13 protein-coding genes are annotated in these 11,861 nt (G+C 70.7%); 11 read left to right on the top strand and 2 right to left on the bottom strand.

Features of this window, described 5'->3' with window-relative positions; genetic code table 11:
• Window positions 1-278 precede the first annotated feature (278 nt).
• Entirely contained in the window at window positions 279-479 is a 201-nt protein-coding gene (locus IRZ18_05710) for a cold-shock protein (protein ID MBX5476602.1), read from the top strand.
• Between the two features lie 171 nt (window positions 480-650).
• Window positions 651-1,868: a CapA family protein gene (locus IRZ18_05715; protein ID MBX5476603.1), complete on the top strand. Its 1,218-nt coding sequence runs from the start codon at window positions 651-653 to the stop codon at window positions 1,866-1,868.
• A gap of 4 nt (window positions 1,869-1,872) precedes the next feature.
• Here IRZ18_05715 and IRZ18_05720 read toward each other — a convergent pair whose 3' ends face one another.
• Complete coding sequence (locus IRZ18_05720; GenBank protein MBX5476604.1) at window positions 1,873-2,598, bottom strand: SDR family NAD(P)-dependent oxidoreductase; 726 nt, start codon at window positions 2,596-2,598, stop codon at window positions 1,873-1,875.
• Between the two features lie 5 nt (window positions 2,599-2,603).
• A complete protein-coding gene (locus IRZ18_05725) occupies window positions 2,604-3,389 on the bottom strand; it encodes a 2-phosphosulfolactate phosphatase (GenBank protein MBX5476605.1) in 786 nt (261 codons plus the stop codon).
• Between the two features lie 134 nt (window positions 3,390-3,523).
• Between IRZ18_05725 and IRZ18_05730 the strand changes: the two genes are divergently transcribed.
• The 9 genes from IRZ18_05730 to IRZ18_05770 form a co-directional block, all read left to right on the top strand.
• Window positions 3,524-4,834 (top strand): aminotransferase class III-fold pyridoxal phosphate-dependent enzyme, encoded by a 1,311-nt coding sequence (locus tag IRZ18_05730; protein ID MBX5476606.1) that lies wholly within the window; start codon window positions 3,524-3,526, stop codon window positions 4,832-4,834.
• Window positions 4,835-4,882: 48 nt separating this feature from the next.
• On the top strand, window positions 4,883-5,692 hold the full coding sequence (locus IRZ18_05735; GenBank protein ID MBX5476607.1) for a phosphosulfolactate synthase: 810 nt from the start codon (window positions 4,883-4,885) through the stop codon (window positions 5,690-5,692).
• The gene (sat, locus tag IRZ18_05740; protein MBX5476608.1) at window positions 5,685-6,842 is read left to right on the top strand and encodes a sulfate adenylyltransferase; all 1,158 of its coding nucleotides are present in this window, start codon (window positions 5,685-5,687) and stop codon (window positions 6,840-6,842) included. The genes IRZ18_05735 and sat overlap by 8 nt, the downstream gene beginning before the upstream one ends.
• Before the next feature lie 33 nt (window positions 6,843-6,875).
• A complete protein-coding gene (locus IRZ18_05745; GenBank protein ID MBX5476609.1) occupies window positions 6,876-7,268 on the top strand; it encodes an aspartate 1-decarboxylase in 393 nt (130 codons plus the stop codon).
• A gap of 88 nt (window positions 7,269-7,356) precedes the next feature.
• Window positions 7,357-7,989, top strand: coding sequence for a succinate dehydrogenase (locus IRZ18_05750; protein ID MBX5476610.1), 633 nt, complete (start codon window positions 7,357-7,359; stop codon window positions 7,987-7,989).
• A 17-nt stretch (window positions 7,990-8,006) separates the two neighbouring features.
• Entirely contained in the window at window positions 8,007-9,824 is a 1,818-nt protein-coding gene (gene sdhA, locus IRZ18_05755) for a succinate dehydrogenase flavoprotein subunit (protein MBX5476611.1), read from the top strand.
• A gap of 20 nt (window positions 9,825-9,844) precedes the next feature.
• On the top strand, window positions 9,845-10,606 hold the full coding sequence (gene sdhB, locus IRZ18_05760; protein ID MBX5476612.1) for a succinate dehydrogenase iron-sulfur subunit: 762 nt from the start codon (window positions 9,845-9,847) through the stop codon (window positions 10,604-10,606).
• Window positions 10,607-10,955: 349 nt separating this feature from the next.
• Window positions 10,956-11,285 (top strand): chaperone CsaA, encoded by a 330-nt coding sequence (gene csaA / locus IRZ18_05765; protein MBX5476613.1) that lies wholly within the window; start codon window positions 10,956-10,958, stop codon window positions 11,283-11,285.
• 90 nt (window positions 11,286-11,375) lie between these two features.
• Window positions 11,376-11,861: hypothetical protein (locus IRZ18_05770; GenBank protein MBX5476614.1), on the top strand; the 486-nt coding region annotated here is incomplete at its 3' end.

Consider the following 11,861-nt stretch of genomic DNA (forward strand, 5'->3'; position numbering starts at 1 on the left):
TTTTTGACTCGGTGGGGGGGGGGGGGTGCGGGGCCCCCCCCCGCTTCGTCATTCTTACGGCGTCCCGATGTGATCCGCGTGCCGGCGCCGGACCGGCGAGCACGGGCGAGTGCGCGGTGAAACCCGCGCCGTGACAGGTTTTCATAAAAATAAATAAATGCCACCGCGATTCTGACGTGTCAAGACAAAATCATTTGACAGGCGTTCGGCGGGGTGGTAGTGTGTGAGCACCGAGCTGCGCAGCTGGGTGATCGTACGTGTGATCGGAGGTAGAACGCTTGGAAGGTACCGTCAAGTGGTTCAGCGCGGAGAAGGGCTACGGCTTCATCACGCGCGACGACGGTCAGGGCGACGTGTTCGTCCACTTCTCCGAGATTCAGGGCAGCGGCTTCCGCACCCTGAATGAGGGGCAGCGGGTGAGCTTCGAAGTGGCCGACAGCCCGAAGGGTCCGCAGGCGCAAAAGGTAGTAGCTCTTTAACCGAGCGCGAACCCCAAGCGTCCCGAAGCGGTGATCAAAGCCCCCCGACGACGGTCGGGGGGCTTTTTGCGTGGCGCCGAGCGCACCGCGGAGACGGCGCCTGGACGGCAGTCATAACGACGCGACCGCTCTCATGGAATAGAGCCATCCCACACCTGGAGGCGTTCCGGCGTGCGGATGGCGAGGGGATTGCGGGTCGCCGTCCTGGCGTGCGTCGCCGGCTTGCTGGTCTTTGGCTCGGCCGGGCCGGCGCACGCGCCCGCGGCGCCGTCCGCCGGATTCGTTTCGGAACCGGCCGCGACGATGTCGGAAGCGCCACCGGTTCCGGCCGGCGTCCCCCCAGTCGAAACGTCCAAGCCTCCGGCGCCTCCCCCCCTGATCCGCCTCGTGGCCGGCGGCGACGTGCGCCTGTCGGACCGCGTGGACGAGATCATCCGGCAGCACGGCGTGGACTATCCCTGGCGCAACCTCGCGCCCGTGTTCCAGCAGGCCGACGTGGTCCTCGTCAACTTCGAAATGTCGGTGGGCAATGCCGGCAAGCCGGCCCACAAAACGTACGTGTTCCGCGCCCCGGCCGAGAATCTCGACGGCATGGCCGCGGCCGGCGTGACGGTGGCGGGCATGGCCAACAATCACATTCTGGATTACGGCGTGCCGGGACTGGAGACGGCCCTTGAAGCCAGCCGCGCCCGGGGGCTGGTCCCGGTGGGGGCGGGCATGGACGCGGACGAGGCGTGGGCCGTGCGCGTGGTGAGACCGAGCCGGACCGCTCCTTCCGAGGCCGCCACCGGGGCCTCCGGGCTCGGCGAGGATCGCGGCGCCTGCGTGGCGTTCGTCGCCGCGACGCGGATCTTTCCCTACGAGGAATGGTTGGCCACCGCCGCCCGTCCGGGGGTGGCCGGCGCGCACGACGAGGACCGCTTGATCGCCGGCATCGGCCTGGCCCGTCAAAAGTGCGACAACGTCGTCGTGGCGATTCACTGGGGCGTCGAGGGGTCTCCCCGCCCGAAACCGTCCGACCGCGATCTCGCTCACCGGATGATCGACGCGGGCGCCACGGTGGTCGTGGGCAGCCACCCGCACGTGCTGCAGGGCGTGGAACGGTACGGGGACGGGCTGATCGCGTACAGCCTGGGCAATCTCATCTTCACGCCCAACGGGCGGAACGCGTGGACGGGCCGCACCATGGTCATCGAGGCGACCCTCCAGGGCGGCGCGGTCGTCGACGCCCGGTTGGTCCCGTTCGTCCTGCGCAAGGCCTCGCCCGACGTTCCGGACGCAGAAGAGCGGAGGGCGATCCTTGAGCGCGTCGACCAGCTGTCCCGGGCGTGGGGGGTTCAGGTGAACCCCGATGGCGCCCTGTGGTGGCCGGCTCCTTCCGGGGGTTGACCCGTCATCCCAGCCGCTCCGGAGGCACCTGCGGGCGCAGGAGGATCGTGTTGTAGATCACGCCGGGACGCGCCGCGAGCACATGAAGCACCGCGTCGGCCACGTCCTCGGGCCGCAGGGACCACGGCTTGGGCGTGGAGCCGGCGAAGCCGGTCTGGACGGACCCCGGACACACGGCCGTCACCCGGATCTCGAACGGCTTGAGCTCCTGGGTCAGGGTGTCGCTCAGCGCCATGACGGCCCACTTGGAGGCGCAGTAGCCGGCGCCTCCGGGGAACGTGGTGGTCCCGGCGACGGATGCGATGTTGACGATGTGGCCCGAACGCCGCGCCTTCATCCCGGGGATGGCCGCCCGGCAGAAGAGGAACACCGCGCGGGCGTTGACGTCCATCATCTCGTCCCAAGCGTCGGGGTGGAGTTCGTCGACCGGCGCGTAGTGGCCCACTCCGGCGTTGTTCACGAGCCCCCAGAGGGGCCCGAGCGCTTTCTCCGCCTCGGCGACGCAGCGCGCCGGGAAGTCGCGCTCGCGCACGTCGCCGGCGAGGCTCCAGACCGCCGGGGCTCCGGCCGTGCGGCACTCCCCGGCCACGTCGGACAGCCGCGCCGCATCGCGCGCGGTCAAGGCCAGTTGAGCGCCCTCGCGCGCCAGCGCCAGCGCCACGGCGCGGCCGATGCCGCGGCTGGCGCCCGTCACGAGGATGGTCTTGCCCTGCAATCGCCCGTCTGCCACGTCACTCACCCTTTCCTATCGTTCGAGCAGTCCTCGAGCACGATGGCGCGGCCATGGCGCCGCGCGGCGAACGGCCAGCGGTCCACGCAGGCGCACGCGGCGAGGTCCTCGCCGAGCCCGACGGCCATGACGTTGCGCCCGGCCCGGCTGGCCCGCAGGCACTCGAGTTCGCGCCCCCGCCAGAGCCGGTGCACCGCGAGCGCCACGAGGGCCGCGTCGCCGCTGGGCTGCGCCCCCCATCCGACGAGGCGGTCGGCCAGGGTGCCCGCCGCCAGCAGATCGTCGACGGCCAGGCTGCCCTCCGTGCCCGCGCAGACGATGAGCATGCGCTCCGCGCCGGATTGTTGCGCCGCCCGCGCCATGGCGTGCGCCGTCGCGGAGACGTTCATAAGCGCGAAGGCGTAGACGGCGGCCGCCGACGCCGGCACCGCCGCCAGCGCCCGGCTTCCGTTGGTCGTGGCCAGCGCCAGCCGTCCGCCCCGCAGGCGGGACGCGGCCGCCTCGATCTCGCGCGGCGAGTTGCCGAAGTCAAAGCCCGGCAGCCGCACGGCGCCCCGCTCGCCGGCGAGGAGCCAGGACGGGTCGGCCTCGCGCCAGCCGATCGCCTCCGATGGCTCCTCCACGGGCCACACCTCGCGGGCGCCGGCGGCCAGGGCGGCGACGATCGTGCTGGTGGCGCGGATCTGGTCGACGACGGCCACGACGGCGCGCGGCCACGGGAAGTCTGCAAGCTGCTCCAGCGCCTCTCGGGCGGGCAGCACTTCGACAGGTGTCGCTTCCAGTCGGGTCAAGGTTCGGATCCCTTCCTCCCCTCATACGTTAGATCACAGTTCGACCCGGGAGGCAGTGGATCGTGTCGACACGCGAGCCGGCCGGACCGTTCGTCGACCCGCGCGAGCTGGATCGACAATACGTTTGGCACCCCATGACGCAGCACTCCGCGCTCTCCCAAGAGCCGCTCGTCCTGATGACCTCAGCCGAGCGGCACGTGGTCCGGGACCACACGGGGCGGGCGTACCTCGACGCGATGGCCGGCCTCTGGTGCGTCAACGCCGGCTACGGCCGCGCGGAGATCGCCGAAGCCGCGTACCGGCAGATGATCCGGCTGCCGTACTACCCGCACACGCAGGCCAACGCGCCCGCGGCCGAACTGGCGGCGCGCCTCGCGAGGCTTCTCGGCGGCCGCCTGCGCCGGACGTACTTCGTCAGTTCCGGATCCGAGGCCAACGAGGCGGCGTTCAAGATCGCGCGGCAGTACCACCTGCAGCGCCACGGGGGACAGCGCCGGTACAAGATCGTCGGGCGGCACCACTCCTACCACGGAACCACGCTCGCGACCCTCGCGGCCAGCGGCATGGCGGCCCGAACGGAGCGGTTCGAGCCGCTGCCGGGCGGCTTCCTGCGCGTTCCGGCCCCGTACTGCTACCGGTGCCCGTTCGGCCTCGCCTACCCGAAGTGCGGCGTCGCCTGCGCCCACCAGGTCGAGCAGGCGATCCTCGCCGAAGGTCCCGAGACGGTGGCCGCGGTGGTGCTGGAACCGGTGCAGAGCGCGGCGGGCGTGCTCGTGCCTCCGAAGGAGTACCTGCCGATCGTGGCGGAGGCGTGCCGCCGCCATGGGGTGCTGCTGATCGTCGACGAGGTCATCACCGGGTTTGGCCGCACGGGGAAGATGTTCGGACACCACTGGTACGGCGTCGAGCCGGACCTCGTGACGATGGCGAAGGCGCTGACCAGCGCGTACGTTCCGATGGGCGCCGTCACGGCCACGGAGGAGGTCTTCTCCGCCTTTCTGGGCGAGCCGGGCAGCGGCCGAGAAGCCGTACAGATCAGCACGTTCGGCGGGCACCCGGTGGCGAGCGCGGCGGCCCTTGCCAACCTCGACATCCTGGAGCGGGAGGACCTGGCGCGAAACGCGCTGGAGGTGGGCGCGTACCTTCTGGAAGCTCTCGGCCGGTTGCGCGCGCACCCCGCGGTCGGCGACATTCGCGGCCTTGGGCTGCTGATCGGCGTGGAGCTCGTCGCCGACCGGGAGTCGCGACGACCGCTGGACCCGGCGCTCGCGGTCCAGGTAGCCCGCGACTGTTTCCAGGCGGGGGTCATCGTGGGCCGCTCGGCGCGCACGTATGTGGGCGGCGGTCATACGCTGACGATCGCGCCCCCGCTCACATGGACGCGCGAGGAGGCCGATGAGCTGGTCGCGGCCCTGGAGCGCGCCCTTCGCCGCCTGGACCGGTAGGTTCGGGCGCCCCCTGACACATCAAAAAACGCGTGAAGGAGGCCGACGATGCGGTCGACCAAAGCCTGGGACGGGGTGTGTGCGCATCCCATCGGCGGGCGGCTCGACAAGCCGCGCCGCGCCGGCGTGACCATGGTCATCGACAAGGGGCTCGGGCTGGAGTCGACGCGCGAGCTCCTCGCGCTCGCCGGCGACTACATCGATTTCATCAAACTGGGGTTCGGGACGTCCGCGTTCTACGACGCGGAGCTCTTGCGCGCGAAGATTCGCCTCATCCGCGGTCACGGCGTCCACGTCTACCCCGGCGGCACGTTCCTCGAAGTCGCGGAGCTTCAGTCGGCGACGGACGCGTTCCTGGAGCGGGCGGAGGCGCTGGGCTTCGACTACGTGGAGGTCTCCGACGGCACGCTTGCGATCGCCCCGGAGCGCCGGCGGCGGATCATCGAGGCGGCGATCGAGCGCGGGTTGGGTGTGGTCACGGAGGTGGGCAAGAAGCATCCCGCCGACCAGCAGCCCCTGGAGGTGCAGCGCCGCCAGATCAGGGAAGACCTCGAGGCCGGGGCGCAATTTGTCATCGTGGAGGCGCGCGAATCGGGCGTCGGGGTCGGCATCTACGACGCCGGGGGAGAGGTGGACACGGACGCGCTGGTCGCGCTGGAGACGGCCGCGCCGCCGGATCGCCTCGTCTGGGAGGCCCCGCTCAAGTCCCAGCAGGAGGCGCTGATCGATCGGTTCGGCCCGAACGTCAACCTCGGCAACATCCATCCGCAAGAGGTGTTGGCCCTCGAGGCCCTGCGCGTGGGACTGCGCGGCGACACCCTGCGCCGGGCGGCTCGTGCCGGCGCCCGGCATGAGTGAACTGGTGCCGGCGTACGGCGGGCGGCTCGTGTCCGCCGAGCCAGCGGGCGCGCAGCGACGCGAGCTCGTCGCGCGCGCCGCCCACATGCCGTCGATTCCCGTGGCGGACGTCACGCTCGCGCACCTGGAGGCCATCGCGACGGGCGCCTACAGCCCGCTGACAGGGTTCATGGACGCCCGGGACTGCCGATCGGTCGTCGAGCGGCTGCGCCTCGCGGACGGCCGCCCGTGGCCGGTCCCGGTGCTGCTGCCCGTGCCGCAGGAGTGGGCGCGGCGGCGCCGGCCCGGCGAGGAGGTCGCCATCACGGACGCCGGGGGGCGCCTGATGGGGGTGCTCCGCCTGGACGACCTCTTCCGCCCCGACCCGAAGTGGAAAGCCGAGCCCTCGTACGATGCGGACCTTCCGCTCGGCGCGGAGGACAACGGCGTGATGTACGCCGGCGGCCCGGTGCAGCTGCTGCAGCGGCGCCCCCCGCGATTCCCCAGGCTCCAGCAGGATCCGGCCGAGGTCCGGGCTGCGCTGGCCGGCCGGGGCTGGCGGGCGGTGGCAGGCGTGCTCACGCGCCACGTCATCCACCGCGACGGCGAGTACATCTTGCGCACCATGCTCGAGGGCGCGGACGGGGTGCTCGTCCAGGGCGTGGTCGCCGACGCCGACGAACCGCGCGACATCCCGGCCCGCGTCCGCTTGCGCTGTTACGAGGCGGTCCTGCATCAGTACTTTCCCTCGCACCGCGTGCACCTCGTCGTCCAGGGCGTGACGGAGCCGCTCGGCAGCCCGCGGCGCGCCCTGCTCGGGGCGATCGTGCTGCGAAACTACGGCTGTACGCACGCAGCCGTGACACCCGAATTGGTCGGCGACGACGACCCGGGAGGCGAGGGCCTGCGACTGCAGGTGACGGCGGAGCTTTACGAGCGTTTCAAGGAAGAGCTCGGCATTCAGCTGATGTTCTTCACGCAGCCGCTCTATTGTGACGCCTGCGGCACGATGGTGACGGACAAGACCTGCCCGCACGGCGCGTTGGAGCGCGTTATCATGAACCGTGAACGCTTGCGGCGACTCCTCCTTGCGGGAATCGCGCCGCCGCCGCAGTATACGCGGCCGGAAGTGGCGAGCATCCTCCAGGAGTGGGCCAAGGGTTCGCGATGACGCGCGACCGCCGCACGGGAAGGGGGTTCAGCCATGTTGCGCTCCATGTGCAAGGGAAAGATCCATCGGGCCACCGTCACGGAGGCGGACCTGAACTACATCGGCAGCATCACCATCGACCTGGACCTGATGGAAGCCGCCGACATCCTGCCCTACGAGATGGTGCAGATCACGAACCTCTCCACCGGCGCGCTCTGGCGCACCTACGCGATCGCCGGGGACCGCGGCTCGGGCGCGATCTGCCTCAACGGCCCGCCAGCCCGGCTGTTCCACCCGGGGGACAAGGTCATCATCATCTCCTACGGGTTCTTCGACGAGCAAGATTTGGCCAAGCTCCGGCCCAAGATCGTGTTCGTCGACGAGCACAACCGGATCACGGAAGTCCGCACGGACGAGCGGCCGTTCGAACTGAGCCCGCTCGCGTGATCGGCCGCGCGGCGGCGCCGGCTGCGGCCGCGCATAACCCGAGGCCCCTTTCCGTCACATTAAGCCGCGGAAGGGGCCTCGATCCGTCTTGTCATCCCGTCCCGCGACCTTGAAGAGCCGCGCCTTCTTCTGGAAACGGCTGCACGGGCTGACCGGAGTCGTGCCGGTCGGCACGTTCGTCGCGTTCCATCTGTGGGCGAACGCGCGGTCGCTCCGGGGTCCGGCGGTGTTCGACGCGGAGGTTTCGCGCCTTGAGGCGACGCCGTTCCTCGTGTGGATCGAGATGCTCTTCATCGTTCTGCCGCTGGCCTTCCACGGCCTCTACGGGGTGTGGCTCGCCATGGAGGCCGACAACAACGTGCTTCGCTACGGCTACTTTCGGAACTGGATGTTCTACCTGCAGCGGGCGAGCGGCGTCGTCGCGCTCGTCTTCATCGGTTACCACTACTGGGCGTTTCGCCTCTCGAATTGGCTCTGGGGGCGCCCCATCACCTACGCGACCGTGGCGAGCGACCTGCGCCAGCCGGCGATCTTCGCCGTCTACGCCATCGGCGTCCTGGCGGTGGCCTTCCATCTGGCGAACGGCCTCTGGAACTTCGCCATCGACTGGGGGATCGCCGTCGGGCCGCGGGCACGGCGGCAGCTGACGTACGGGATGGCGGCCGTGTTCGCGGCCATCGCCGGCATGGGCCTCGCCGCGATGATCGGCTTCGTGCGCTGAACAGAGGGAGGAACGCCATGGCGGACGCACCGCGCATCGCGATCGTCGGCGGCGGGCTGGCCGGATTGATGTCGCTCATCAAGGTTTGCGAGGCCGGCGGGCACGTCGACCTCTTCTCCCTGGTCCCCGCCAAGCGCTCCCACTCCGTGGCGGCGCAGGGCGGCATCAACGGCGCCGTGAACACGAAGGGCGAGGGGGACAGCCCCTGGGAGCACTTCGACGACACGATCTACGGAGGGGATTTCCTCGCCAACCAGCCGCCCGTCAAGGCCATGTGCGAGGCCGCGCCGCGGATCATCGACCTCCTCGACCGCATGGGCGTGATGTTCAACCGGACGCCGGAGGGGCTGCTGGACTTCCGCCGCTTCGGCGGGACGAAGCACCACCGCACTGCGTTCGCCGGCGCGACGACCGGCCAGCAGATCCTGTACGCGCTCAACGACCAGGCGCGCCGCTGGGAGGTGGCCGGCCGTGTGAGGCGGTTCGAGGGCTGGGACTTCCTCGGCCCGGTGCTGGACGATGACGGCCACGCGATCGGCGTCGTGGCGCAGGATCTGAAGACGATAGCCATCGAGGCGTTCCCCGCCGACGCGGTCATCATCGCGAGCGGGGGGCTCGGCATGATCTTCGGCCGCAGCACGAATTCCGTCATCAACACGGGCGCGGCCGCGGCCGCATGCTACCGGGCCGGCGCCCGGTGGGCGAACGGCGAGTTCATCCAGGTCCACCCGACGGCCATTCCCGGCCCGGACAAGCTGCGGCTGATGAGCGAGTCCATTCGCGGCGAGGGCGGCCGCATCTGGGTGCCGCGGAACGGGAAGCCCTGGTACTTCCTGGAGGAGTGGTACCCGGCGTACGGCAACCTCGTGCCGCGCGACGTGGCCACGCGCGCCATTCACAAGGTCGTCGTCGAGATGGGGCTCGGGGTGGACGGGGAGCGCGCCGTCTACCTGGACGTGCGCCACCTGCCGCGCGACGTGCTGGACCGCAAGCTGGGCGGCGTGATGGAGCTGTACGAAAAGTTCGTGGGCGTCGACCCGCGCGAGCATCCGATGAAGGTCTACCCGGCCGTCCATTACTCCATGGGTGGGCTCTGGGTGGACAACGAGCGCGACATGACGAGCATCCCCGGCCTCTTCGCCGCCGGGGAGTGCCAGTACCAGTACCACGGCGCCAACCGCCTCGGCGCCAACAGCCTCCTGTCCTGCATCTACGACGGCTTCGTCGCCGGGCCGAACGCGTTCGAGTGGGCCGTGTCGCACCGCACGCCCGAACGCCGTGAGCGCCACCTGCTGGCGGCCAGGCGCGCCGCGGAAGAGGCGTTCGACGCCATCCTCGACATGGACGGCCCGGAGAACCCGTACGACCTGCACCGCGAGATGGGCGACCTGATGACCGACAACGTCACGGTCGTCCGCGAGAACGCCAAGCTCAGGATGACGCTCGAAAAGCTGCACGAGATGAGGGAGCGCTGGCAGCGCGTGGGACTGCGCGATCGGGGCCGCTGGGCCAACCAGGACGCGCAGTTCGTGCGCCACCTGGGCCTGATGATCGACCTGGCGACGGTCATCACGAAGGGGGCGCTCCTGCGCGACGAAAGCCGCGGGTCGCACTACAAGCCGGAGTTTCCGCGCCGCGACGACGAGCGCTTCCTGAAGACGACGATCGCCGTCTACCGTCCCGACGAGCCGGAGATCTCCTATGAGGACGTGGACACGAGCTTGATCCCGCCGCGGCCGCGCCACTACGACGTGGACAAGGCGGCGACGCTCGAGGAGGCGCGGGAAGAGCGCGCCCCGGCCGTTCATGGATCCGCCCGCGGCGACGCACGCTAGGCGCGAGGGAGGCGAGCGCCTTGGCCGACGCGACACACGCCACGGCCGTCATCGTCGAGATCAAGCGGCAGGAGCGGCCCGACCAGCCGGCGCGCTGGGAGACCTTCGAAGTCGCCTGCCGGCCCGGCATGAACGTCATCGCGCTCCTCATGGAAATCCGGCGCCGCCCCGTGACGCGCGACGGCCGCGAGACGACTCCCGTGGCGTGGGAGATGGCCTGCCTCGAGGAGGTCTGCGGCGCCTGCACGATGCTCATCAACGGGCGCGTCCGCCAGGCGTGCTCGGCCATCGTGGACCGGCTGGAGAAGCCGATCCGGCTTGAACCGTTGACGAAGTTTCCGCTCGTTCGCGACCTCGTCGTCGACCGCAGCGTGATGTTCGAGCAGCTCAAGCGCATCAAGGCCTGGATCCCCATCGACGGGACGTACGACCTCGGTCCCGGGCCGCGGATGAACGAGGCCGACCGGCAGGTAGCGTATGAGCTGTCGAAGTGCTTCACGTGCGGGAGCTGCCTTGAGGCGTGCCCCCAGTACAATCCGCTGACGCAGTTCATCGGGGCGACGAACCTGTCGTGGGTCGACTTCTACGGGTTCCACCCCACGGGCGCCATGAACCAGCACGAGCGCCTGGACGCCGTGATGGGTCCGGGCGGCGTGCAGACGTGCGGCAACGCCCAGAACTGCGTGCAGGTGTGCCCCAAGGGCATCCCTCTCACGAACGCCATCTACCGGGTCAAGCGCGCCGCCCTGCGCCGCGCCTTCCAGCGTTGGAGCGAGTCGTGACGCGCGGATCCCTCCGACATTCGGGCGGGGCCGTCCCGCGGGACGGCTCCGCTCGTGCCGCTTCCCGGCCCGCGACGAGGGTCGGCGTCTGACCGTCGATGGCGGCTCGTGGCAGGTATCGGGCGCGCGGCATCGAAAGGCGCTCGCTGGCGCCTTGCATGTTCGGCCTTTGCTCCTTGCGCTGGCCTTCGCCACGACCATGCTGCTGTACCACGCGGCCGTCCGGCGGGTGGGCATCCTCCGGTTCCTGTGCGGCATGAGACCGCGCCCTGCGGCGGCGCCCCGGAGCGGACGGGTGGATGCGGCCGTCGTCTGAGCCCACGGAACAGATGAGGAAGGGAGATCTCACTTGGCCACGTTTGAGGATTTCCAGAAGCTGGACATTCGCATCGGCACCGTGACGCGCGCGGAAGCCTTCCCGGAGGCGCGCGTGCCGGCGATCAAGCTGTGGATCGATTTCGGCCCGTTGGGCGAGAAGCAATCCAGCGCCCAGATCACGCGCCGGTACACGCCGGAATCCATGGTGGGCCGGCAGGTGGTGGCCGTGGTCAACTTTCCGCCCAAGCGGGTCGCCGGTTTCAGGTCGGACGTGCTGGTCCTCGGCGGAATTCCTGAAGAGGGCGACGTGATCCTGCTGCGGCCGGACGAGGCGGCGCCGAACGGAACCCCCGTGTCCTGACGCACATTCCGGCGCACCCCGCGAATCGCCCGCTCCGGGTGACGCCTTGGACGGCCCGGCCGCCGCATACGCTGCGGCGGAGGGGTGCGCGTGGTCGTCGTCCGGCGAAGGGCGGTCGCGGCCGGGGTGGCGCTCGCCGTCCTGCTTGCCGCGGCCGGGGCGGCGTGGATCTGGGTGCGGGGACGAGCCGGCGGCGCGCCGGCGGCTGAGCTGCAGTTCTTCGGCGACGGTCCTCCGCGCGTGCTCCTCGTGCATACTCACGCCTACGAGGGCTACGCCGCGGCCAGCGAAGCCGGCCCCGGCGCCCGTCCCCCGTCCGGCACGCGCGGCGCGGGCCTCGCGGGTCCGGCGCTCGCCGCGCGGGATGCCCGCGCCGTGGACGTCGTGGGGGCCGCCGCGCTCCTCGGCCGGGCGCTCGCCGCGCGGGGGGTGGCGGCCGTTCACGACCGCGGCTTCGGCCGTCCCGCGTCCGGCGGGGCCGGTGCGGCGCTCCTCGCCCTTGACGCGTACGATCCGTACGGCGCCGCGCGCCCGCGGCTGCAGCGGTTGTTGCGGCAGTTCCCCTCGGTGGAGCTC

It is taken from the genome of Clostridia bacterium, from assembly GCA_019683875.1.
In the GTDB taxonomy this organism is placed as follows: Bacteria; Bacillota; Sulfobacillia; order RBS10-35; family Bu92; genus Bu92.